Raw genomic sequence first — 22189 nt, forward strand, 5'->3', positions numbered from 1 at the left:
ACGGTTCCAGGAAGCACGGCTTTTCGTAGGATGGTGTTGAGCGAAGCGATACCCATCACCACGGCAGCATGGGTATCGCAAGCTCAACCCATCCTACGGTTCAGGGAAGCACGGGCGTAGGAGCGGACTCCGTCCGCGATCGACCAACCGCCCGCAGCGGGCTATCCGGTGACGCTCAGCGCACCACCGCCAGTTCGAACCCACCCTGGTCGGCATGCTGCCGCACCTTCATCCCCTCCTCGTTCACCGCCAGGTTTTCCAGCGGGCGCTTGTAGGGTTTGTTGTCCAGCGTCTGCAGGGCGCGGTCCTCGTCGGTGGTCAGCAGCAGCACGTAGCGCTCGCCCTGGTTGGCGCGCACCGGTACCGTGCCTTCGATGAAGGCGTAGCGGTACCAGGTTTCCGGGTTGAGCTTGTAGACCGCGTCGCTGACCAGGCGTGTCGGGCGCTTGCGCTCGTCGAGGAACAGCAGCGAGGGGTAGACCACCTGGTGGTTGGAGAAGCTGCGCACGCGCAGGCCGTAGACCTGCTGCGAGGCCGGCAGCTTCATGGCCACGTAGTAGCTCTTGCCCATGGGGAAGTCGAAGCTCGGCGAGAACTTGTTGAGCTCCTCGTAGCGCGGCTCGTCGGCGTTCAGCTCGGTGAACTCGCCCTCGGCGATCTGCTCGCAGCAGCGCCTTTGCAGGTCCTGGTAGAGATCGTTAAGGGTCTTGCCGCTGCCCTTGAGCAGGGCCTTCATGGCGTCGCTCTGCTCGCCGCTGCCGTCCAGCCCCGGCAGGGCCTGTGGGCGCTGTTTGAATTGCACTTCACGGCCCTCGGTGAAGGCGATCTGGTTGCGGCGGATGCCGTCGGCGCGGTCCTGGGCGGTGATCGGCGAGTTGTGCATGCGGCCCTGCTCGTCGACCCAGGTGTAGTACGGGTTGCCGTTCTCGCTGCGGACGAAGCCCTTGTCTTCGTAGGCCTCGGCGTCGATGTACTCGGAGGAGTGGTCGCCGTTGGGCAGCACGTAGTCGCCGCGCCCAGCCGGCACCTGGTTGCCGGCGTAGAAGCTGTTCTGCAGGTTGCCCTGGCCGTCCACCCAGGTGAAGTAGCGGCGCTTGCTCTCCCCCGCCGGCGCGCTGCCGGGCCAGAGGGTGCCGCCGTCGTCGCGCAGGCGGGCGCGGTCGCTCTGGTCGATGCGCCTGGCCGCCTGGCGCTGCTGCTGGCCGTAGCCGGCGTCGACGAAGGTGTTGTGCACCTGGCCGTTGTCGTCGATCCACGACAGGTAGCGCCCGGCGTCGGCCAGCGCCGGCAGCGGCGCGGCCGCCGTGGCCAGCAGGCAGAGGAACAGGTGGCGGGAACGCTGCATCGGGCCGCTCCTCAGAAGGTGGTGTTGTAGGTCAGGGCGAAGATATAGGCCTTCACCGTGGTGTGTACATCCATGCCGGCATAGGGGTTGTAGACCAGGTTGTCGATGCCGGTGCAGGTCAGGTTGCAGCTCTGCCCAGCCTTGATGCTCTGCTTGGAGACGAAGTAGTTGAAGCCCAGGTCGATGTTGGTGTCCTTGTCCCAGCGGTAGCCCAGGCCCAGGCCGTAGAGGTCGGCGTCGCCGATGGGCACCAGCGCGTCGACCTTGCTCTTGGGGATCGCCGAGGGCCGGTATTCGTAGCCGGCGCGCAGCTGCAGGCGGTCGTTGACGTCGTACTGCACGCCCATGGCGTAGCTCCAGGTGTCGCGGTAGCCACGGTCGAGGATGATGCTGTGGTCGGTGGCGCCGTTGGGGGCGAAGTTCTTGGCGATGCGCAGCAGGTCCAGTTCCCTGTCGAACTCGATCTCCAGGTTGTTCCAGTCGCTGTAGCCGCTCCACTTCAGGTCGAAGTTGAACTGCCAGTCATCGAACGGGCGCAGCTTGATGCCGGTGGAAAAGTTGTCCGGGTTGGTCATCTTCAGCGTCGCCACGCCGTGCTCCTCCTCGGCGTTGCCGTAGGGGAACAGCGGGCTGAGGAAGGCGCCGAACACCGAGTTCTGCAGGCCCGACCAGAAGCCCTGCCAGTCCTTGGTGTAGTCCACCCGGTACTTGCCCTTGAGCTTCATGCGCGACTCGCTCTGGTACACCGCGCCCCAGGCGAACCAGTCGGTGGGCTCCCAGAGCACGCCCAGGTTGTAGCTGGGCGAGAGGGTCTGCTGCATGTCCAGCTTGAGGTTGGCCAGGGTGTCGTAGGGGCCGATGCGCCCGCCGCAGACGTTGAACACCAGCTCGACGATCTCCTGCGCGCCGGGCACGCAGGTGGTGTCGTGGAGGGTCTGCAACAGGCCGGTGAGCAGGCCCGGGTTGCGGAAGTCGGTGTCCAGGGCCATGGCCTGGTGCGAGAAGCCGATGGACAGGCCGAAGGACAGCGTGTCGTTCATCTGGTAGCCCACCGAGGGCGAGAAGTAGGTCAGCCGCTGCAGCGACACGCGGCGCCCGTCGTAGCGCCCCGGGTCGCCGTCCGAGTCGCGCGAGTAGCCCAGCGCCTGGGGCGTGTAGACGTTGGTGGCGAAGGTGAACTTTGAGCCCGGCGGGTTGATCGACAGGCCCGCCAGGGGCGCCACCAGCATGGGCACGTCGGTCATGCCGCCCAGGCCCGGCAGGTACATGGTCGGCGTCATGGTGCGGCTGTGGGAGTTGGCCACCGGGTCGTCGGACACGCCGAAGGTGCTCTCGCCGTAGTTCGGCGGCGCGTGGAAGCCGGCGCGGATGTCCATCACCCCGCTGACCAGCTTCACCGTGGTCTGCCGGCCCTTGAGCTTGGTCAGCGCCGCGGGGTTGTAGTGCACGGCGTCGATGCCGGTGGAATCGGCGGTGACCGCGTTGCCCAGGGCCATCGCCTTGGGGTTGCCGATGGTGATGTCGTTGGCCAGTTGGGCCTGGGCCGGCAGAATCCAGCCAAGCCCCGCCCCTGCCATCGCCAGCAGAAGTGGCGAAATGCGCTTCGTCATGGGAACTCCGCTCGCCGTTTAGTCGGGCTTAAGGCCCTTGATATCCAGGGGCAGGGAAACCCCCAGCAAGATATCCGGTGAGTCTTCGGTCAAGCCGAAGCCGGCGTTCACGTTGACGATGTAGTCAGGCGAGGTGCGCAGGCCGAGCGAGAAGTTCATGACCGCGCTGGTCTGCTCGGGAGCCTCCACCGTGCGGGTGTCGAAGTGGTAACGGCTCTTCATCTGGTAGGCCATCTGGTAGGAGGTGGCCAGGGACACGTCGTAGGACAGCGCGTAGGCCATGCCCATGGCGAAGTTCAGGGTGTCGCCCGGGGTGACCTTGTTCAGCTCCTCGCCATACTGGTTCTGGTGGATGTTGTCGACCTTGAGGTTGTAGGTGTAGCCGAGCGAGCCGTAGAGCACGACCGGGTCGATCACGTAGGACATGTTCGCGCCCACGCCGAGGCTGTAGTAGCCGTTGCCGGTGGACACGTCCTTGTCCGGGTTCATGTCGAACGGGCTGTCGCCGGTGGGCAGGCCGAGGGTGGCGTAGAAGGTGGTGACCGGCCGACCGCGCATCGCTGCCCAGGGCTGCCAGCGCAGGGTCGCGGAAATGTCGCCGAGGCTGTAGGCGTGGACGTCGCTCTCGGTGTCGTACTTGGCCACGAAGGGCAGGCGCAGGCTGAAGGTCAGGTTGTCCCAGATGCCGTAGTCGAAGGTGAAGGAGTTGGTGAAGGTGTGCTGCGCCTCGCTGGTCGCCAGCACGCTGTACACGCTGTCGCCGGTGCGCACCTGCTGGATGCGGGTGTCGCGCATCATCGAGTAGTCCAGGCCGTAGGTGAGGGTCCGCTCGCCCTTCTTCAGCAGGGTGTAACTCTTCTCCGCCGCCTGGAACACCTCTTCCAGAGCCTTGGCGCTGTCGGCGTCGTCGGCCTTCTTGGCCAGCGCGTCGCGCGCCTGGTCGACCGAGCCTTCCTCGGCCGGCGCCGGGCCCGACGCCAGCAAGGCCAGTATGGCGGCGCACGCATACCCCCTGAATCTCATGATGCAATCCCCTGGTCTTGTTCTTATGGAAGGATGAAACGTCGATCACTTGCTGCGTATGAACTGCACGTCGCCTTTGGATGCGGCCTCGATCATCCGGTTGCTGGTGAACTTGCTCATTTCCGGGAACTCGCGGAAGGCCAGCAGGCTCACGGTGCGGTCGTCCACCAGGCGCAGGTCCTGCTCCTTCAGGGCCAGGGCGTTCTTCGGCTCCTGGCCGCTCGGGTAGATGACGAAGAGCACGTTCTGGTCCCAGATCGCCTCGAAGCGGCTGCGGGTGAAACTGATGTTGCCCAGGGCAGGATCGGCAACGAAGACGTGGTCGTTGTAGACGTCGCGCACCACCACGAAATGCTTGAAGCCACCGTAGTGGATGGGCACCAGCGCCGGGTGTTCCAGCGAATCCAGGTCGGAGAATTCGGCGCGGAAGCCGCCGCTCCTGTAGCCCAGCGCGGCCGCGTAGCGCTTCATGTCCAGCAGCGAGAAGCCGCGGCGCTGGACGATCTTGTCGGCCTCGCCGTACTTCAGCAGGCCTTCCATCACCTGGCGTTCCTGCAGGTCGCGGCCCAGGTAGTAGTCCAGCAGGGTGGTCAACGCCGCCGAGCCGCAACTGTAGTCGTAGGCCTGGCGGATGACGTTGCGGAACTGCACCTGGCTCATGGGTTCGAGTTGCACGGCCTCGCGGAAGGGGCCGTTGGGCGTGAGCTGCTGGGTGATGTTCACCGTGCCCCGGGGTTGCGGTTGGGTATCCACCGTCTGGGTGAAACCGAACAGGCCGAGCAGGCTTCCCAGCAGTATCTCGAACATCCCCTCTCCTCTCTCCTGGAAGAACCCTTGCCGGCACGGGCCGGCAAGGGGATACGCGTCACACGACCGATGGATCAGTGGCCCCAGATGCGAACCTGGGAACCGGCCATGTTCAGGTTGGAAACGGTCAGCGAACCGATGCTGGCGGCGCTGGTGTCGCCCACCTTGATGGCGCCCACCGAGACGTCGCCGGTCATGCCCGGCAGGCCCAGGGCCAGTTGCTGGGTGTCGGCGGTGCCGATCTTGGTGGTGACCACGTCGACGGTCAGCGGGTTGGCATCGTCGATCTTCAGGGCGGTGCCGCCCGGGCCGGTCAGGGTGATGTTCTCCAGGCGCAGGGAACCGGACTTGGTGTCGTCGATCTTGTCGGTGTAGACCACCGCCCCGATGCTCGCCTTGAAGTCACCGGCGATGCTGATGCCGTCCTGGCCGGTCACGCCGGCGAGCGCGCTGTCGTCCATGGATTTCAGATCGGCATGGGCCAGGAAGGGAGCGGCCAGAACAGCACTTGCAAGAACCAGTTGTTTGATTTTTTTCATTCTTGTTTCTCTCCAGTGTTCAGGTGGGTTGCCCCAGGGCACTGCAGGGGGCGTCCTGCCCCGCTGCAGGTTGGCCGGCCAAGCCGACCCTCCAGACCCGCGCCGTCTTCCCTAGGTGCCGCGGGCATGGATTCGTGAAGCTCCAGGCTTCGCGTCCTGTTTCCCAAGCTACTGGGCAACCCCCCACCTGCCAGCCCATCCAAGGGATGGAGCCGGAAACGCCGTTCGCCTCAGGCTTCGCTGAGCAACCCCAGGCTCTTGCCCTTGAGTACCGCCTGGGTGCGGCTGCGCACCCCCAGCTTGGCGAACAGGTTGTGCAGGTGCCACTTGATGGTGGCCTCCGAAAGATGCACCGCCTGGGCGATGTCGCGGTTCGAAAGCCCGGCCGCCACCAGCCGCAGGATTTCCCGCTCGCGGTGGCTAACATCTTGATTTTCCTCGAAACCTGCCGGGTCGACGGACAGCCTGCGGCACTGTTCGCGGAGCAGTTCCGCCACCCCCTGCCAGGCCGCCGCGCGCTTGGGTTCGGCCTCGCGCCAGGCGTCCCAGAACGGTAGCAGCCAGATGGCGTCGTCCTGGAACAGCCGGCGGTAGCCCTGGTTCCAGGCTTCCTCGAGGGTGGGCGCGAACAGGGCGAAGGCCTTTTCGCTGTTACCTTTCTGCCAATACGCCACAGAAAGTAACAAGGCCAGACGCAACCGCCGGTCGCGCTGATAGGGCGAAGCGTTCGCCGCCAGCGCCGATTCCAGTCGCTGCTGGGCGCGCTCGGCGCGCCGCTCGGACAACGCCACCCGCGCCTCGGCCAGGGCCAGCGCAGCCTGGGCATCGGCATAGCGCTCGGCGGAGAGCCCCGACAGGTGCCGGGCCAGTTGCAGGCAGACGCGCTCGGCCTCGTTCGGCCGGCGCAGCCACAGCAGCAGCTGCACCTTGCAGCCCATGGCCAGCGCGTAGACGCGCTCGTAGCCCGGCGACTGCAGGCCGGCCAGCCATTCGTCGAGCTGGGCCAGGCCCTGTTCGGCCTCGCCGGCGAAGAAGCGCGCCTTGGCCATCACCAGTTGGCCGCGGCTAATCAGCTCCATGGGCGTGGCCACGTCGCGCCAGGTGGTGGCCAGCGGCAGTTCGGCGAGGATGGCCGCATGGCGGTCCTGCTCGTAGAGGATGTCGGCGTAGGCCAGGGCCAGCGGCCCGCCCACCCGGCTGCGCCGGCCGAACACGCGCTCGACGCGGCTGCGCGCGCCCTCGGCGATGGTCCGGCCGCGCTCCAGCTCGCCGCTCTCCTTGCAGATCAGCGCCTCGATCATGCTCGCCACCACCTGCAGGTACTCGCTGTCGGCCATGCGCAGGCACTCGCGGGCCACGCCGATGGCGCCGGCGGCCTCGGCGTAGTCGCCCAGCAGCGCGTGGGCCGCGGCCAGGATGCAGGCCAGGCTGGCGCGGAACACCGGCTGGTTGGCCGGCACCAGCGCCAGCCACTGGCGCGACACCTTGAGGCTGGCCTCCAGCTTGTCCTGGTACAGCAGCACCAGGGCCTTGAGCACCTGGGCCACGGCCAGCAACTCGGCCAGGCCGAAGTTGCGCGCCTTGCCCTGGCCCATCAGCAGGCGGGCACTGAGTTCCTCGATGAGCGCCTCGGCCTCGGCGAACTTCTGTTCGAAGGCCAGTTGCCAGGCGTAGAAGATCTGGAACACCGGATGCTCGCGGATCACCTCGGCGGGAATGCCGCCGAGCATGCCGAGGATGCTGTACACCCGGTTGCCGGCGATCAGCCGCGCGCCCTGGCGCTCCAGCAGGTCGGCGGCGAAGGCGTAGTCGCGGGCGCGCAGGGCGTAGCGCACGGCGCGGTCGGCCATGTCGCGGCTTTCGCACCAGCGCGCGGCGGCGTTGAGCAGCGCCGTGGGGTCGGCGCTGCGGGCCAGGCGCCCCTGGAGGAAGTCGGCGAACAGGTGGTGGTAGCGGAACCACTCGCGCGTATCGTCCAGGGGAATGATGAACAGCTGCTCGTTCTGCAGGCGCATGAGCATGTCCAGGCCGTCGCGGCGCCCGGTCAGGGCGTTGCACAGCTCGGCGCAGAACTCGTCGAGCACCGAGGTCTGGTCGAGGAACTGCTGCAGCGCCGGCGGCAGGCTGGCCAGCACGTCCTCGGCGAGGTAGTCGGCGATGTCCCGCTCGGTGCCCGACAGCCCGCGCAGGAAGCCCTCGCGGTCGCTGTGCCGGGCCAGCGCCAGGGCGGCCAGGTGCAGCGCGGTGATCCAGCCCTCGGTGCGCTTGTACAAAAGGCCAAGCTCGGCGTCGTCCAGTTGCAGGCCCTTGAGCTCCAGCAGGTAGGTGTCGGCTTCCTCGCGGGTCAGGCGCAGGTCGGCGCCGTTGAGGCAGAAGGCCCAGGGCGCCAGCGCCGGCTCGTCCACCAGGAAGCGCGGGCGGTAGCGGGTGCTGGTGACCAGGCGCACGTTGTCCGGCAGGTGCTCGATCAGGTAGCGCGCCCCCGGCTGCAGGGCCGGGTGGCGGATCTGGTGGAAGTCGTCGAGAAACAGGTAGAGCGCCCCGTCGATGCGCTTGAGGTCGGCGAGGAAGGCATCCAGCAGCCCTTCCAGCGGCAGGGTCATGTCCGACTGCAGCAGGTTCGAGGTGTTGACGCCGAAGCCGGGGACCACGCTGCGGATGCTCTCCACCAGGTACTGCAGCAGGCGCTGCGGCTCGCTGTCGCCCTCGTCGCAGGACAGCCAGGCCACCAGCGCGCCGCTGGCCAGCAGGCGCTCGCGGAACAGGCTGAGCACGGTGCTCTTGCCGAAGCCGGCCGGCGCGCTGAGGATCAGCGCGCGCTGCTGGCGCGCCGCGAACAGGCGGTCGATGAGCGCCCGCCGCGGCAACAGCAGGGCGCCGTCGGTGCGCGGCGGGAACAGCTTGGTGCGCAGCAGCGGCAGGGGCGGCTGCTGGGAGTTGAGTGTGGTCATGTCAGAGCAGGCTCAGCTCGCGGGCGCGGCGAATCGCTTGGGTCCGATTGCGCACCTTGAGCTTCTCGTAGATGTTGTGCAGGTGCCATTTGACGGTGCCCAGGGCCAGCGACAGCTGCTGGCCGATCTCCTCGTTGGAGAGCCCCTGGGCCGCCAGGCACACCACTTCCCGCTCGCGGTCGGTCAGCCCTTCCTCGAGCACGTCCTGTGCCTTGCGCGTTTCCTGGCCGGGCCACAGTCCCAGCAGGCTGCGGATGAACACCTGCAGCGCCGGCTGGCGCTCGGTGGCCTCCAGTTGCTGGAGCATCTGGCGGATGCCCTCGCCTTCCTCGATGAACAGGCTGCGCACGCCTTCGCGCTCGGCGCCCACCAGGCATTGCCCGAGCAGGCTGTTGGCGCGCTCCTGGTAGCCCAGCCGCTGGTAGCTGAGCGCCGCCAGCAGGTCCAGGCGCAGGCGCTGCAGGCCGTGCCAGTTGGCTTGCAGCAGGCCGCGCAGCTGGGTGATCTCGTGCAGCGCCTCGCTGAAATGGCCGCGCGCCTGCAACAGGCGCACGCGGCTCAGGCCGCGCACCCAGAGCACCGGGTTGAACGGGCCCTGGCGGTAGGAGGCGGCGAGCTTCTGCCAGTCGATGCCGTTGAGGCGCTGCTCGGCGCGCTTGCAGCGGTCGGCCGCCGGCTCCTGAAGGATCAGGTTGATCTCCTCGCCCACGGCCATGGCGAAGATGCGCCAGGAATGGTTGCGCGAGGCCAGGCTCTGCATCAGCCCGAGAGTCGCCAGGGCCTCCTTGCCGCGCCCCTGCAGGCGCTGCACCCGCGCCAGGCACTGCATGCCCTGGGCGTAGAGGTCGATGGGGTTGATCACGTCGACGCGCCCCAGCGCCCAGCGCAGGCGCTCTTCCAGGCCGTCGACGTCCATGCGGTAGTAGGCGGTCAGGCCCTCGGTGATGGCCGGCAGGGCCAGCGCCTGGGAACGCCGGTCGAACAGCGGCACGGCCTGCTGCTTGACGCGCTCCACCAGCAGTTGCGCCTGCTTCACCTGGCCCTGCTCCAGGGCCAGCATCACCTCGATGGTGGACAGCTGCATGTGCAGGTAGCGGCCGTCGAGGAAATGGTTGCGCTGCTGCGCCAGGCCCATCAGGCGGCGCGCCTGCTCCGGCTGGCCGTGCATCACCTGGGCGAAGGCGGCGACCAGCAGGATGGCGCATTCGAGGAAGGCCGAGTTCTGCCCCAGTTGGCTCTCCACCCGGCGGGCCAGGGCGATGCACTGCTCCAGGTCGTCCTTCTGCAGCGCCAGCACGGCCTTGACCGCCAGCGCCGAGAGGTACTGGTCGCCCATCGGCGTCTGCGGCTTGCCGTCGCTCCAGCGCGCCAGCAGCTCGTCGAGCATGCGGTTGGCCTCAGGCAGGCTCAGTTCGCTGGCGCGGGTCCAGACGTCGCTGAGCACCAGAATCGGGTAGCGCGCGGCGATCTCGTCGGGCACCTGCCGGCGCCAGCGTGAGATCAGGTACAGCTGGCCGCGGTTGATCAGCTCCAGGCCGTAGCCGTCGACCAGGGCGGCGAGCATCTCCGGGTCCTCGGCCAGGCAGGCGTGCTCGATGGCCAGGGTCGGCATGTGGTGGTTGGTGAACCACAGGCTGGCGTTGAAGTGCAGTTGCTTGAAGCGTTCCGGCTCGCGTTCGCGCAGGTGCGCGCGAAGAAAGTCGGCGAACAGCTGGTGGAAGCGGTACCAGTGGCGCTCGCGGTCCAGCGGCATGAGGAACAGTTGCAGGCTGTCCAGGCGCTCCAGCAGGGCCTGGCCGTCCTGGCGGCCGGTCAGGGCGTTGGCCAGCTCGCCGTTGAAGCGGCTCGCCACGCTGAGCGTCAGCAGGCTGTCGCGGATGTCCCGGGGCAGGCGCTCGAAGACGCTGCGCAGCAGGTAGTCGCCGACCTCGGCGGGGCCGCCGCCCAGCTCGGCCAGGTCGCGCTGGGCGCCGGCGGGCGGCTGGCGCAGCCACAGGCCGAACAGCTGCACACCCATCACCCAGCCCTCGGTGCGGGCGTACACGGCCTTCAGGCAGGCCTCGTCGAGTTCCACGCCCTCGCCGCTGAGGTATTCGCGGGTCTGCTCCTGGGACAGGCGCAGCTCTTCCACCCCCACTTCCAGCAGCAGGCCCTTGGCCCGCCACGTGGCCAGGCTCAGCGGCGGCTGCGAGCGGCTGCCGATGGCCAGGGTCAGGCCCGGCGGGGCGTACTGCACCAGGCGGTTGAGGCCGGCGAAGATGTCCGGCTGGGTGATCCGGTCCAGGTCGTCGAGCACCAGCAGCAGCGGCACGTCGACACGCAACAGGTCGGAAAGCAGGCTCTCCATGACCGCCACGGCCGGCACCCGCAGGGTGTTGTGCAGGTAGGCCGCGGCGTCCCGGCCGACGTCCGGCAGGCTGGCGGCCAGAGCCTCGGTGAGCTTGCCGCAGAAGCGCCCCGGGTCGTCGTCGGAGCCTTCCAGGGAAAGCCACACCACCTTCTGCCCCTGCGCTTCGCGGCGCTCGGCGAGCATGGCCAGCGCGGCGCTCTTGCCGAAGCCGGCGGGGGCGCTGAAGAGCAGGACGCGATGATGGGCGGAACGCTCCAGGGCAGCCTGGAGCTGGGGGCGGTACTGGTATTCGGCAGGCACCCCGGGGGGTGTCGATCTGGTACGCAGAAGGCTGCCGGCTGCGGTTTTTAGCACTACGTCCACGGCCTCTATCCCTGTTTCATTATCGTTGTGGTACGGAGCATGGCTTCCGCGGGATAATCCAATTCTTATCAGAATGCTTACCTTGCGTAAACCGAAGAGAAGGGCTCTAGCATCGACTCTTCGGGCGTGCGCAGGAATGGCTCTCAGCCTAGCCCAGGGTTCCTGTTCCTACCTATGTCCCGCTATTGTGTACACCCGCTCCCCTACCGGGAGGATCCGACGGCGCGCTTCGCCCGCATCGCCCAGGCGCCCGGCGCCGTGCTGCTGGACGCCGGCAGGCCTGGCGCCGACCGTGGACGCTATGACCTTATGAGCGCCTGGCCATTGGCAGAACTGGCGCCAAGTGCCGACGAATCGGCCAAGGCGTTCTTCGTCCGCCTGCGCACGGCGTTGCAGAGCCTCGGACAGGCCGACGCGGGGGAAATTCCGGACCTGCCATTCGTCGGCGGAATGATCGGTTATCTGAGCTACGACCTGGGACGGCGCATCGAACGCCTGCCGCAGCACAGCCGGGACGACCTCGGCCTGCCCGATGCGCGGGTCGGCCTGTACGCCTGGGCGCTGGTCACCGACCACCAGCGTGGCACCAGCCAACTGGTGTTCCACCCGCGCCTGGAAGCCGCCGAGCGCCAGCGCCTGCTGGCGCTGTTCGAGGCCGACGCGGCGGCGCCGGCGCTGCCGCCCTTCCGCCTGCATGCCGGCTTCCGGCCGGACCTGAGCCGCGAGCAGTACCGCCAGGCCCTGGAGCGGGTGCAAGGCTACATCCTCGCCGGCGACTGCTACCAGGTGAACTACACCCAGCGTTTCCGCGCCCCCTGCAGCGGCTCGCCCTGGCTGGCCTACCTGGCCCTGCGCGAGGCCTGCCCGACGCCCTTCGCCGGCTACCTGGGCCTGGGCGAGGGCGCCATCCTCAGCCTGTCGCCCGAGCGCTTCATCCGCATGCACCGGCGCCAGGTGGAGACGCGCCCGATCAAGGGCACCCGCCCGCGCGGCCGCACGCCCGCGGAGGACGCGGCCAACGCCGAGGAACTGCTGGCCAGCCCCAAGGACCGCGCCGAGAACCTGATGATCGTCGACCTGCTGCGCAACGACCTGGGGCGCAGCTGCACGCCCGGCACGGTGCGGGTGCCGGAACTGTTCGCGCTGGAGAGCTACCCCAACGTGCACCATCTGGTCAGCAGCGTGACCGGCGAGCTGGCCGCCGACAAGGACGCCCTCGACCTGCTGCTGGGCAGCTTCCCCGGCGGCTCCATCACCGGCGCGCCCAAGGTCCGCGCCATGCAGATCATCGACGAGCTGGAGCCGAGCCGCCGCGGCATCTATTGCGGCAGCCTGTTCTACCTGGACGTGCGCGGCGAGCTGGACAGCTCCATCACCATCCGCACCCTGCTGGTGAAGGACGGCCAGGCCAGTTGCTGGGGCGGCGGCGGGATAGTCGCCGATTCGGACTGGGAGGCGGAATACGCGGAGTCGCTGACCAAGGTGGACGTGCTGCTGCGCACCCTGGAACGCCTCGGCGACTGAGCGCCGCGCAGAGCGCTATGCCGCAGCCCGCCTCGGCAGGGCCACCCGCACCCGCAGGCCGCCCAGTTCGCTGCCTTCCAGCGCCAGGCTGCCGCCGCAGGCCGCGGCGATGTCGCGGGCGATGCCCAGGCCCAGGCCGTGGCCGGCCACCTGCTCGTCCAGGCGGGTGCCGCGCTCGAGCACGCTGTCGCGCAGTTCCTCGGCGATGCCCGGGCCGTCGTCGTCCACCAGCAGGCGGTAGCCGTCCTCGCGCTTCTCCACCTGCAGGCGCACCTCACCGGCCGCCCACTTGCAGGCGTTGTCCAGCAGGTTGCCGAGCAGTTCCAGCAGGTCCTCGCGGTCGAACGGCAGGCGCAGGCCGGGCGCCGCCTCGCAGGTGATGCGCAGGTGCTCGCCGTGGATCAGCTGGAGCATCTCGCGCAGGCTGGGCAGCTCGGCGTCGCAGTCGAAATGCGCGCCGGGCAGCGCCTCGCCCACCAGGCGCGCGCGGCCCAGTTCGCGGGCCAGGCGCTGGTCGATCTGCTCCAGCTGCTCCTGCAGCACCCGCTTCAGCTCGGGGTGCTGCCGCAGTTCCTCGCGCTCGGCCAGGCTGATCAGCACCGCCAGCGGCGTCTTCAGCGCATGGCCGAGGTTGCCCAGGGCGTTGCGCGAGCGGCGCAGGGTTTCCTCGGTGTGCTGCAGCAGGTGGTTGACCTGCTCCACCAGCGGCTCCAGTTCCTGCGGCACCCGGGTGTCCAGTTGGCTGCGCTGGCCGTCCTGCAGCTGGGCGATCTGCTGGCGCACCTGTTCGAGCGGGCGCAGCGCGCGGCGCACCGTCAGGCGCTGGAGGAACAGGATCAGCAGCAGCGCCAGCGCCCCGGCGCCCAGGCCGATGTTGCGCAGGCGGTTGAAGCTCTTGAGGATCGGCGTGTAGTCCTGCGCCACGCTGATCCGCAGGCTGCGCCCGTAACGCTTGTAGTCGCCGCGGAAGACCAGCAGGCGCTGGCCTTCCGGGCCCTTGGCCAGGCCTTCGCGCAGGCCCGTGCGCTCCGGCACCTTCAGCTCGTGGTCCCACAGCGAGCGCGAGCGCCAGTCGGTCTGTTCGAAGTGGATCTGGAAGTAGCGCCCGGAGAACAGCCGCTCGTAGGCGCCGTCGACGCGCTGCGGGTCCAGCTGCAGGCCGGCCGGGCCGCGAATGATCGCCACCAGCAGGCTTTCCGCCTCGTCCTGCAGGCCGCTGGCCAGGTAGCGGCGCAGGCCCTGGTCGAACAGCCAGAGCCCGGCCTGGGCCAGCGCCAGGCCGACCACCAGCAGTACCGCGGCGAGGCCGAAGCCCAGGCGCCGCTGGATCGAGATCAAGCCGCGCCCCCGCTGCTGCCGGCGAAGCGGTAGCCCTGGCCGCGGCGGGTCTCGATGATCTCGCGGCCGAGCTTGCGGCGCAGGTGGTTGATGTGCACCTCGATGACGTTGGAGTCGCGCTCGGTCTCGCCGTCGTAGAGGTGCTCGGCCAGGTGCGACTTGGACAGCAGCTGGCCCGGGTGGAGCATGAAGTAGCGCAGCAGGCGGAACTCGGCGGAAGTCAGGTCGACCTCGCGGCCATCCTGCTGCACGCACTGGCGCGCCTCGTCCAGGCGCAGGCCGCCGGCCTCCAGCTGGGCCTGGTTGGCCACGCCGTGGGCGCGGCGCAGCAGGGCCTGGATGCGCAGGAAGAGTTCTTCGGGGTGGAAGGGCTTGGTCAGGTAGTCGTCGGCGCCGGCCTTCAGCCCGTCGATGCGCTCGGCCCAGGAGCCGCGCGCGGTGAGGATCAGCACCGGGGTGGCCAGGCCCAGACCACGCCATTCGCGCAGCACGTCCAGGCCGGGGCGGCCCGGCAGGCCGAGGTCGAGGATGATCAGGTCGTAGGGCTCGCTGGCCCCCTGCACCGCGGCGTCGCGGCCGTCGGCCAGCCAGTCCACGGCGTAGCCCTGGCGGCTCAGCCCGGCCAGCAGTTCGTCGGCGAGGGGGACGTGGTCCTCCACCAGCAGCAGACGCATCAGTCGTCTTCCTTATCCTTGAGGATGCGCCCGTCACGGGCATCCAGTTCCAGTTCGCGGACCACGCCGCCGGCGGTGAGCAGCTCTATCTCGTAGATGTAGGCGTCGTGCTCCTTCTCCAGCTCCGCCTCGAGCAGGCGCGAGCCGGGGTAGCGCTGCAGCGCGGCCGGCAGTATCGACTCGAAGGGGCGGATCACCCCTTCGCGGGTCAGGCGCAGGGCCTCGTCCTGGCTGATGTCGTGGGCCGACGCCGCCCCGGCCAGGCAGACCGCGACGAGCAGCGCGTAACGCAGAGGATAGGTCATCAGTGGTCCTGGCGGTCCTTGAGCACTTCACCGCTCACCGCGTCCAGCTCGACATCCCACTTCACCCCCTGGGCGTCCTTGATGTCGACCTTGTACAGGTAGCGGCCGTGTTCCAGTTCGAGCTCGCTATCGTACACGGTTCCGCCGGCGTGCTTGGCCAGCGCGGCCTGGTTCAGGCGCTGGAAGTCCTGGATGGTGCCGGCGTCGCGCAGGCGCAGGGCCTCGTCGGGGCCGATGTCGTGGGCCAGCGCCAGGCTGGAGGCGCCGAAAAGAGCGGTGGCGGCGATCAGACGGGTGAGGGTTTGCATGGGAAGGCTCCTGCGAATTGCCAATGCTCGCAGGCTATCGAAAGGCCATTAACTCAAGCTGAATGGATGCAGGACGGATCATTCACCGGATGAAGGATGCTGCCTAGGAAAATACAGCGCTTATAATCGGCGGCTCGCCAGAGAGTGCCCCCATGACCGCCATCCACATCAAGTCCCCCGCCCTCACCCTCAAGGCCGGCGCCCGCGCCCTGCGGCGCATCCGCGAGCGCGGCCTGAGCCCCGCCGACGTCGGCATCCTGCCCGGCGCCGCCGGCGGGCCGAAGGCGCTGGGCATCCAGGGGCTGGACCTGGCGCTGTTCGGCGAATGGCTGCCGCGCGCGCCGCGCGAGCGCTCGCTGATCGGCGCCTCGATCGGCTCCTGGCGCTTCGCCAGCGCCTGCCTGGCGGACGCCGCCGCCGGCATCCGCCGCCTGGGCGAGCTGTACGCGCAGCAGCGCTTCTCGCGCAATGCGGACATAGCCGAGGTCTCGGCCAGTTGCACGCGGATGCTCGACGACCTGCTCGCCGGGCAGGACGCCAGCGTGCTGGCCAACCCGCACTACCGCCTCAACGTGGTGGTGGTGAAGAGCCACGGGCGCCTGGCCGACGACGGCAAGCGCGCGCTCGGCCTGGGCCTGGGCGCGGTGATCCGCGACAACCTGCTCGGCCGCCGCCACCTGCACCGCCACTTCGAACGGGTGATCCTCCACGACGCGCGCCTGACCCCGCCGCTGGCGCCGCTGCGGGACTTCCCCTCGCGCTGCCTGCCGCTGGACGTCGGCAACCTGCGCCATGCGCTGCTCGCCTCCGGCTCCATCCCGATGGTCATGCAGGGCGTGCGCGACATCCCCGGCGCCGGCCCGGGCACCTACCGCGACGGCGGCCTGCTCGACTACCACCTGGACCTGCCCTACGAGACCGACGGCGTGGTGCTCTACCCGCACTTCACCGACAAGGTCATCCCCGGCTGGTTCGACAAGGGCCTGCCCTGGCGCCGCGGCGACGCTACCCGCCTGCAGGACGTGCTGCTGCTCGCGCCCTCCCCCGAGTACCTGGCACGCCTGCCGCACAACAAGCTGCCGGACCGCAAGGACTTCAAGCGCTACCTGGGCGACGACGCCGGCCGCGAGCGCTACTGGAACAAGGCGATGGACGAAAGCCGGCGGATGGGCGACGAGTTCCTCGAACTGGTCGACGGCGGACGCCTGGGGGAAAGGTTGGTGCCGCTGTAGGGCGCAAACGCCTACGGCGTTATCCGCCGTTTGACCTTGGCCATAATCCCGCTCGCTGCCAAGCACGGAGCCGCCGTCAAAGCCGCGCCAGGCTCAGCCATGCAGCGGCCGGCGAGGAAGGTGTAGCGGCGGATAACCGCGAACGGTTATTCGCCCTACGTCCATGGTGAGCTTGGCGTAGGGCGCATAACGCCTACGGCGTTATCCGCCGCTTGGCCTTGGCCATAATCCCGCTCGTTGCCGGGCACGGAGCCGCCGTCAAAGCCGCGCCAGGTTCAACCACGGAGTTGCCGGCAAGAAAGGTGAAGCGGCGGATAACCGCGAACGGTTATTCGCCCTACGTCCATGCTGGGCTTGGCGTAGGGCGCATAACGCCTACGGCGTTATCCGCCGCTTGACCTTGGCCATAATCCCGCTCGCTGCCAAGCACGGAGCCGCCGTCAAAGCCGCGCCAAGTTCAGCCATGCAGCGGCCGGCGAGGAAGGTGTAGCGGCGGATAACCGCGAACGGTTATTCGCCCTACGTCCATGCTGGGCTTGGCGTAGGGCGCATAACGCCTACGGCGTTATCCGCCGTTTGACCTTGGCCATATCCCGCTCGCTGCCAAGCACGGAGCCGCCATCAAAGCCGCGCCAGGCTCAACAGGGAAGCACGTACGTAGGAGCGAACTCCGTCCGCGATGGGCCGAGCCCGCACACGCCCCACAGATGAATCCCCTACCCCGGCTGCCCGTCGATCCGGGCCTTCCACAACATCGGCCCGTAGTACCCGGCGAAGATCAGGAACGCCAGCGACCAGCACAGCGCCGCCAGAAGCAGGCCACCCAACGGCAGCCACCACACCACCAGCACCCGCGCCACCACGCCCAGGTTGAGCAGGCCGAAGCCCCAGGCCATCGCCTTCGGCGGCTGCAGCGCGCGGCCGGTGTGGCCGAGGCTGACGCGGGCGATCATCGCCAGGATCAGCCCGCCGACGCCGCCCACGGTCAGCGCGTGCAACGGCAAGCTGGAGGGCAGCGCCGCACCGGCCGCGGAAGCCGCCAGGCCGAACAGCGCCAGGGTCATCCAGGCATAGGCCAGGTGCAGCGACCACAGCAGCGGCACGCTCCACAGGTCGCGGTCGTACCAGCGCACCAGACGCACCAGGTGGCCCAGGCCGAGCAGGCCGAAGAGCAGCGCCAGCACAGGCCCCGGTTGCAACGCCGGGCCGGTGGCGCTGAGCACCGCGAGCAGTGCGCCACCCAGCAGCAGCGCCCAGTCCAGCCACGGCCAGGCCGGCACCTGGGCGGTACGTCCCAGGCCGCGCTGGGTGAAGAAGGGAATCACCCGCCCGCCGATCAGGCTCATCAGCGCCACCACCAGCCACAGCGCAGCCAGAACGCCGCCACGCTGCCAGGCCTCGTTGCCCAGCGCCTGTCCGGCCATGACCAGGGCGTCGGCCAGGGTCAGCAGGACCAGCACCATCAGCACCGGGTAATTGCGCGTCTGCCGCACCTGGTAGAGGCTGCGGCCGACGAACCAGGCCAGGGCCGGCGGGAAGGCCAGCTCCAGCACCGTGGCCAGCCACCAGGGCGCGCCCAGCAGCCAGGCCAGCCGTGCCGCCAGCCAGAGCAGGGCCAGGTTGCGCAGCGGCGCGCCGCTCAGGCCCGGGCGGCCGGTCCAGGTCTGCACTGCGGTGAGCAGGAAGCCAGCGATGATCGCCAGGGCGAAGCCGAACACCATCTCGTGGCGGTGCCAGCCCAGCCAGCCGCCCAGCGGCTGCCACGCGGGCAGCCAGCCGGCCAGCGCGGCGAGCCAGAGGAATATGGCGAGCGCCGCGAACAGCGCCCCGCCGAGGAAGAAAGGACGGAAACCCAGCCGCCACAGCGGCGGAATCGCCAATAGAACCTTGCGATCAACCAACAGCACAACAGACCTCCCAGCCTGGTTGGCGCATCTGCCGCTGGGCGATCAGGCGCAGCACGTAGCCCAGCTTGATGGCGGTCGGCCCGAGGACGGTCAGGGCGTGGGCGGCCACCAATTGCGGCAGGTTGAGAAAGGCGTCGATGAAATAGGCGCCGAAGATGCCTCCCAGCAGCATAGCGGCCCCCGCGCTGAGCAGGGCATTGGAATGGCTGAGATTGCGTTGCGGACAGGCGAAGAAGCCTTTCATCACACACCTCCGGTAGTTCGGGGTGGCCGGCCCGCATGGGCCGGCCGGTCTAGCCTCAGGCCTCCAGCGCGCTGGCGGGGCCGAAGAACTCGTAGTGGCACTGCTTTTCCGGCACGCCCAGCTCGCGCAGGAGGCGCTTCACCTGGGCCATGAACGGCTTGGGCCCGAGGAAGTAGGCGTCCAGGTCGCGCTGCTCCGGCAGCCAGTTGCTCAGCAGCTGCTGGCTGATGAAGCCCTCGGCATCGGCCTGGTCCTGCTCGCGCGGCTCGCTGTAGCAGAAGAAGTGCAGCAGCGTCGGGTGCTTGCGCGCCTGGTTCTCGATGAACTCGCGGAAGGCGTGCACGCCGCCGTGGCGCGCGCAGTGAATGAAGTGCACCACGCGGCCGGCGTCCAGCGCCTGCTGCAGCATGGCCAGCGACGGGGTAATGCCGACGCCCGCGGTGATCAGCGCCAGCGGCTTGTCGCTGTCGCCCAGGACGAAGTCCCCGGCCGGCGGGAACAGGTCGATCTCGTCGCCTTCCCGGACCTGGTCGTGCAGGTAGTTGGAAACCCTTCCCTCGGGCTCGCGCTTGACGCTGATGCGGTACTCGCGGCCGTTGGCCGGGGCCGACAGCGAATAGTTGCGGCGCACTTCCTCGCCATCCATGTCCAGGCGCAGACCGATGTACTGGCCCGGCTCGAAGTCCAGCAGCGCGCCGCCGTCCACCGGTTGCAGGTAGAAGGAGGTGATTTCCTCGCTCTCGGCCACCTTGCGCGCCACGCGGAAGCGCCGCGCACCGCGCCAGCCACCCTCTTCGGCGGCATTGCGGGCGTATACCGACTCCTCGGCGCCGATCAGGATGTCGGCCAGTTGCTGGTAGGCGGCGGCCCAGGCGGCGATCACCTCGTCGGTGGCGATCTCCTCGCCCAGCACTTCGCGGATGGCGCGCAGCAGGCAGGCGCCGACGATGGGATAATGTTCCGGCAGAATCTGCAGCGACACGTGCTTGTTGACGATCTGCCCCACCAGCGGGCCGAGGCGCTCCAGTTCGTCGATGTGGCGGGCGTACATCAGCACGCCGTTGGCCAGGGCCCGTTGCTGGTCGCCGGAAGCCTGGTGGGCCTGGTTGAAGAGCGGACGCACCTGCGGATACTCGGTCAGCATCAGCTGGTAGAAGTGCCGGGTCAGGGCTTCGCCACCGGTTTCCAGCAGCGGGACGGTCGCCTTGATCAGGGTGCGTTGTTCGTTGGACAGCATGCGGATCTCCTTGGAACGCAAGACAGGGTGGGAACTGCCTGTAATCCTTCAGAAAACGTGCCAAGGCCGGCGACCAGTATTCGCGGGACTTCCGCGGCGTCAGAAGTCATAATGACCAGCAATCATTCGAGTCATACGGACTACATAGAGGTCAGAATGACCAGCAACCCCTTGCTTGCCACCCTGCTCCCCCTGGTCGACGACCTGTCCCGCGAACTGCCCGACGAAGAACGCTACCGGCGCCTGCTGGAAGCCCTGCGCGAACTGCTGCCCTGCGACGCCAGCGCCCTGCTGCGCCTGGAAGGCGAGCAGTTGGTGCCCCTGGCGGTGGACGGGCTGAGCCCGGACACCCTCGGCCGCCGTTTCAAGATCGCCGAACACCCGCGCCTGCAGGCCCTGCTGGAACGCCCCGGCCCCACCCTGTTCGACGCCAACTGCGGCCTGCCCGACCCCTACGACGGCCTGGTGGAAGGCGTGCACCTGGAAGTGCACGACTGCATGGGCTGCCCGCTGTACCTCGACGAGCAGCCCTGGGGCCTGCTGACCCTCGACGCCCTCGAGCCCGGGCGCTTCTCCAGCGGCGACCTGGACAACCTGCAGGCCTTCGCCAGCCTGGCGGCTGCCACGGTGAAGGCCAGCCAGCGCATGCTCGACCTCACCCTGCGCGCCGAGCACGAGCAGCAGCGCGCCGACGCCTACCAGCGCGCCGCCGGCGAGGCCCCGCGCGAACTGGTCGGGCAGAGCCCGGCGCACCGCCAACTGGTGGACGAGATCAAGCTGGTGGCCGGCAGCGACCTCAGCGTGCTGGTCACCGGCGAGACCGGCGTGGGCAAGGAACTGGTGGCCCAGGCCATCCACCAGCGCTCGCTGCGCCACGCCCAGCCGATGATCAGCCTGAACTGCGCGGCGCTGCCGGAAACCCTGGTGGAGAGCGAACTCTTCGGCCACGTGCGCGGCGCCTTCTCCGGCGCGGTGGGCGAGCGCCGCGGCAAGTTCGAACTGGCCGACGGCGGCACCCTGTTCCTCGACGAAGTGGGCGAGCTGCCCCTGGCGATCCAGGCCAAGCTGCTGCGCGTGCTACAGAGCGGCCAACTGCAGCGCCTGGGCTCGGACCGCGAGCACCGCGTAGATGTGCGCCTAATCGCCGCCACCAACCGCGACCTGGCCGCGGAAGTGCGCGCCGGGCGCTTCCGCGCCGACCTCTACCACCGCCTGAGCGTCTACCCGCTGCGCGTGCCGCCGCTGCGCGAGCGCGGCAACGACATCCTGCTGCTGGCCGGCTACTTCCTCGAACAGAACCGCCCGCGCCTGGGCCTGCGCAGCCTGCGCCTGAGCGCCGAGGCCCAGGCCGCCCTGCTCGGCTACCTCTGGCCGGGCAACGTGCGCGAACTGGAACACCTGATCGGCCGCGCCTCGCTCAAGGCCCTGGCCTCAAGCCCCGAACGCCCGCGCATCCTCACCCTGGAGCTCGACGACCTCGGCCTCGAACAGGGCCTGCACCTGCCGGAAGCCGGCAAGACAGCACCCACCCGCGAACTGCCCAAACCCGGCATCGAACTGCGCACCGCGCTGGACGACTTCCAGCGCCAGCTGATCGCCGCCAGCCTGCAGCGCCACACCGGCAACTGGGCGGCCGTGGCCCGCGAACTGGGGGTGGACCGGGCCAACCTGAACCGCCTGGCCAGGCGCCTGGACCTCAAGTGAGCCGGGCCTGGGCTATCTTTGCAGACGCATAGCCCATGCCCCGGAGAAGCCTTCATGCGCCACCTGTTCGTCGCCCTGCTCGGCCTCGCCCTGGCCGGCTGCATCTCGCCCAACCAGGGCCGGCCACTGAGTTTCGGCGAGTTCACCAGCGCCGAGTACCAGACGCTGGCGGTCCACGGCAACGGCAGGATCGACGGCCGCGCCTTCCTCAAGACCCGCGCCGGCACCCTGAAGCCGGCGGCCGGCAAGGACGTGGCGCTGATCCCGGCGACGCGCTACATGGCGCCGCTGTACAAGGCCTACCAGGAGCGGCGGCCGCTAGGCGAGCCCGACGCCCGGGCGAAGATCTACACCCGCACGGTGCGCGCCGACGCCGAGGGCCGTTTCAGCTTCGCCCAGGTGCCGGCGGGGCGCTATTACCTGAGCTGCGAAGTGACCTGGGAAACCACCGGCGCCAATGGACCGACCACGGTGGGCGCCACCGTCATGGCGCCGCTGACGCTGCGCGAGGGCGAGGAAGTCCAGGTCGAGTTGACGCGCTGAGCCGCCGACGGGGTGTGCCCGGGCGGCGGGCAAAGTGGGTACAATGGGCGGTTGCAATTGCCCACTGATGATCTGAAGGCCACCTCTTGGAACTGTTCAAGGGTTCCACTTTTCCTTCCCGCCAAAAACCGGCGAGCACCACGAAACCAGCAAAAGCGCTTCTTCAGCCGGATTCGTCGTATCAC

General features: G+C 68.8%; 18 protein-coding genes. 4 read left to right on the plus strand and 14 right to left on the minus strand.

The window, feature by feature from the left end:
• Positions 1-175 precede the first annotated feature (175 nt).
• From RN02_RS13680 to RN02_RS13710, 7 genes are all read right to left on the minus strand, one after another.
• Positions 176-1345 (minus strand): MalM family protein, encoded by a 1170-nt coding sequence (locus RN02_RS13680; RefSeq protein ID WP_043314975.1) that lies wholly within the window; start codon positions 1343-1345, stop codon positions 176-178.
• An 11-nt stretch (positions 1346-1356) separates the two neighbouring features.
• Positions 1357-2955, minus strand: coding sequence for an outer membrane protein transport protein (locus RN02_RS13685; RefSeq protein WP_043314976.1), 1599 nt, complete (start codon positions 2953-2955; stop codon positions 1357-1359).
• Positions 2956-2973: 18 nt separating this feature from the next.
• On the minus strand, positions 2974-3978 hold the full coding sequence (locus RN02_RS13690) for a transporter (RefSeq protein ID WP_009618707.1): 1005 nt from the start codon (positions 3976-3978) through the stop codon (positions 2974-2976).
• Between the two features lie 45 nt (positions 3979-4023).
• Positions 4024-4785, minus strand: coding sequence for a C39 family peptidase (locus RN02_RS13695; RefSeq protein ID WP_009618706.1), 762 nt, complete (start codon positions 4783-4785; stop codon positions 4024-4026).
• A 74-nt stretch (positions 4786-4859) separates the two neighbouring features.
• Positions 4860-5324 (minus strand): DUF6160 family protein, encoded by a 465-nt coding sequence (locus RN02_RS13700; RefSeq protein ID WP_009618705.1) that lies wholly within the window; start codon positions 5322-5324, stop codon positions 4860-4862.
• A 230-nt stretch (positions 5325-5554) separates the two neighbouring features.
• A complete protein-coding gene (locus RN02_RS13705; protein WP_043314977.1) occupies positions 5555-8275 on the minus strand; it encodes a helix-turn-helix transcriptional regulator in 2721 nt (906 codons plus the stop codon).
• A 1-nt stretch (position 8276) separates the two neighbouring features.
• On the minus strand, positions 8277-10808 hold the full coding sequence (locus RN02_RS13710) for a LuxR C-terminal-related transcriptional regulator (RefSeq protein ID WP_236695186.1): 2532 nt from the start codon (positions 10806-10808) through the stop codon (positions 8277-8279).
• A 354-nt stretch (positions 10809-11162) separates the two neighbouring features.
• Here RN02_RS13710 and pabB point away from each other — a divergent pair, with 354 nt between their 5' ends.
• Positions 11163-12512 carry an aminodeoxychorismate synthase component I gene (gene pabB, locus RN02_RS13715; RefSeq protein ID WP_043314978.1) on the plus strand — a complete coding sequence of 450 codons (1350 nt, stop codon included), beginning with the start codon at positions 11163-11165 and terminating at the stop codon, positions 12510-12512.
• A 15-nt stretch (positions 12513-12527) separates the two neighbouring features.
• Here pabB and RN02_RS13720 read toward each other — a convergent pair whose 3' ends face one another.
• The 4 genes from RN02_RS13720 to RN02_RS13735 are packed head-to-tail and all read right to left on the minus strand — an operon-like array spanning position 12528 to position 15137.
• A complete protein-coding gene (locus RN02_RS13720) occupies positions 12528-13850 on the minus strand; it encodes a sensor histidine kinase (protein WP_043314979.1) in 1323 nt (440 codons plus the stop codon).
• Positions 13847-14524, minus strand: a complete 678-nt coding sequence (locus tag RN02_RS13725) for a response regulator transcription factor (RefSeq protein WP_009618700.1) — start codon at positions 14522-14524, stop codon at positions 13847-13849. The genes RN02_RS13720 and RN02_RS13725 overlap by 4 nt, the downstream gene beginning before the upstream one ends.
• Complete coding sequence (locus tag RN02_RS13730; protein ID WP_009618699.1) at positions 14524-14829, minus strand: PepSY domain-containing protein; 306 nt, start codon at positions 14827-14829, stop codon at positions 14524-14526. The genes RN02_RS13725 and RN02_RS13730 overlap by 1 nt, the downstream gene beginning before the upstream one ends.
• A complete protein-coding gene (locus RN02_RS13735; protein ID WP_009618698.1) occupies positions 14829-15137 on the minus strand; it encodes a PepSY domain-containing protein in 309 nt (102 codons plus the stop codon). The genes RN02_RS13730 and RN02_RS13735 overlap by 1 nt, the downstream gene beginning before the upstream one ends.
• 152 nt (positions 15138-15289) lie before the next feature.
• Here RN02_RS13735 and RN02_RS13740 point away from each other — a divergent pair, with 152 nt between their 5' ends.
• The gene (locus tag RN02_RS13740) at positions 15290-16369 is read left to right on the plus strand and encodes a hypothetical protein (RefSeq protein WP_043314980.1); all 1080 of its coding nucleotides are present in this window, start codon (positions 15290-15292) and stop codon (positions 16367-16369) included.
• 716 nt (positions 16370-17085) lie between these two features.
• Here RN02_RS13740 and RN02_RS13745 read toward each other — a convergent pair.
• From RN02_RS13745 to hmpA, 3 genes are read right to left on the minus strand one after another with little or no spacing between them, the layout of a single operon-like run.
• Complete coding sequence (locus RN02_RS13745; RefSeq protein WP_043314981.1) at positions 17086-18276, minus strand: NnrS family protein; 1191 nt, start codon at positions 18274-18276, stop codon at positions 17086-17088.
• A complete protein-coding gene (locus tag RN02_RS13750) occupies positions 18263-18520 on the minus strand; it encodes a hypothetical protein (protein WP_009618692.1) in 258 nt (85 codons plus the stop codon). The genes RN02_RS13745 and RN02_RS13750 overlap by 14 nt, the downstream gene beginning before the upstream one ends.
• Before the next feature lie 55 nt (positions 18521-18575).
• Positions 18576-19757 (minus strand): NO-inducible flavohemoprotein, encoded by a 1182-nt coding sequence (gene hmpA / locus RN02_RS13755; protein WP_043314982.1) that lies wholly within the window; start codon positions 19755-19757, stop codon positions 18576-18578.
• A 156-nt stretch (positions 19758-19913) separates the two neighbouring features.
• On the opposite strand from hmpA, the gene norR reads away from it, so the two are divergent.
• Positions 19914-21461: a nitric oxide reductase transcriptional regulator NorR gene (gene norR / locus RN02_RS13760; RefSeq protein WP_043314983.1), complete on the plus strand. Its 1548-nt coding sequence runs from the start codon at positions 19914-19916 to the stop codon at positions 21459-21461.
• Between the two features lie 54 nt (positions 21462-21515).
• Positions 21516-22004 carry a carboxypeptidase-like regulatory domain-containing protein gene (locus RN02_RS13765; RefSeq protein WP_052267734.1) on the plus strand — a complete coding sequence of 163 codons (489 nt, stop codon included), beginning with the start codon at positions 21516-21518 and terminating at the stop codon, positions 22002-22004.
• Positions 22005-22189 lie beyond the last annotated feature (185 nt).

The organism is Pseudomonas sp. PI1 (genome assembly GCF_000812405.1).
Classification (GTDB): Bacteria; Pseudomonadota; Gammaproteobacteria; order Pseudomonadales; family Pseudomonadaceae; genus Pseudomonas; species Pseudomonas citronellolis.

Excerpts from the sequence above, each read along its gene's own strand:
- hmpA (WP_043314982.1), bottom strand. The coding sequence starts at position 19,757 with ATGCTGTCCAACGAACAACGCACCCTGATCAAGGCGACCGTCCCGCTG.
- RN02_RS13750 (WP_009618692.1), bottom strand. The coding sequence starts at position 18,520 with ATGAAAGGCTTCTTCGCCTGTCCGCAACGCAATCTCAGCCATTCCAAT.
- RN02_RS13695 (WP_009618706.1), bottom strand. The coding sequence starts at position 4,785 with ATGTTCGAGATACTGCTGGGAAGCCTGCTCGGCCTGTTCGGTTTCACC.
- norR (WP_043314983.1), top strand. The coding sequence starts at position 19,914 with ATGACCAGCAACCCCTTGCTTGCCACCCTGCTCCCCCTGGTCGACGAC.
- RN02_RS13765 (WP_052267734.1), top strand. The coding sequence starts at position 21,516 with ATGCGCCACCTGTTCGTCGCCCTGCTCGGCCTCGCCCTGGCCGGCTGC.
- RN02_RS13730 (WP_009618699.1), bottom strand. The coding sequence starts at position 14,829 with ATGACCTATCCTCTGCGTTACGCGCTGCTCGTCGCGGTCTGCCTGGCC.
- RN02_RS13680 (WP_043314975.1), bottom strand. The coding sequence starts at position 1,345 with ATGCAGCGTTCCCGCCACCTGTTCCTCTGCCTGCTGGCCACGGCGGCC.
- RN02_RS13690 (WP_009618707.1), bottom strand. The coding sequence starts at position 3,978 with ATGAGATTCAGGGGGTATGCGTGCGCCGCCATACTGGCCTTGCTGGCG.
- RN02_RS13725 (WP_009618700.1), bottom strand. The coding sequence starts at position 14,524 with ATGCGTCTGCTGCTGGTGGAGGACCACGTCCCCCTCGCCGACGAACTG.
- RN02_RS13685 (WP_043314976.1), bottom strand. The coding sequence starts at position 2,955 with ATGACGAAGCGCATTTCGCCACTTCTGCTGGCGATGGCAGGGGCGGGG.
- RN02_RS13710 (WP_236695186.1), bottom strand. The coding sequence starts at position 10,808 with ATGCTCGCCGAGCGCCGCGAAGCGCAGGGGCAGAAGGTGGTGTGGCTT.
- RN02_RS13735 (WP_009618698.1), bottom strand. The coding sequence starts at position 15,137 with ATGCAAACCCTCACCCGTCTGATCGCCGCCACCGCTCTTTTCGGCGCC.
- RN02_RS13705 (WP_043314977.1), bottom strand. The coding sequence starts at position 8,275 with ATGACCACACTCAACTCCCAGCAGCCGCCCCTGCCGCTGCTGCGCACC.
- RN02_RS13700 (WP_009618705.1), bottom strand. The coding sequence starts at position 5,324 with ATGAAAAAAATCAAACAACTGGTTCTTGCAAGTGCTGTTCTGGCCGCT.
- pabB (WP_043314978.1), top strand. The coding sequence starts at position 11,163 with ATGTCCCGCTATTGTGTACACCCGCTCCCCTACCGGGAGGATCCGACG.
- RN02_RS13740 (WP_043314980.1), top strand. The coding sequence starts at position 15,290 with ATGACCGCCATCCACATCAAGTCCCCCGCCCTCACCCTCAAGGCCGGC.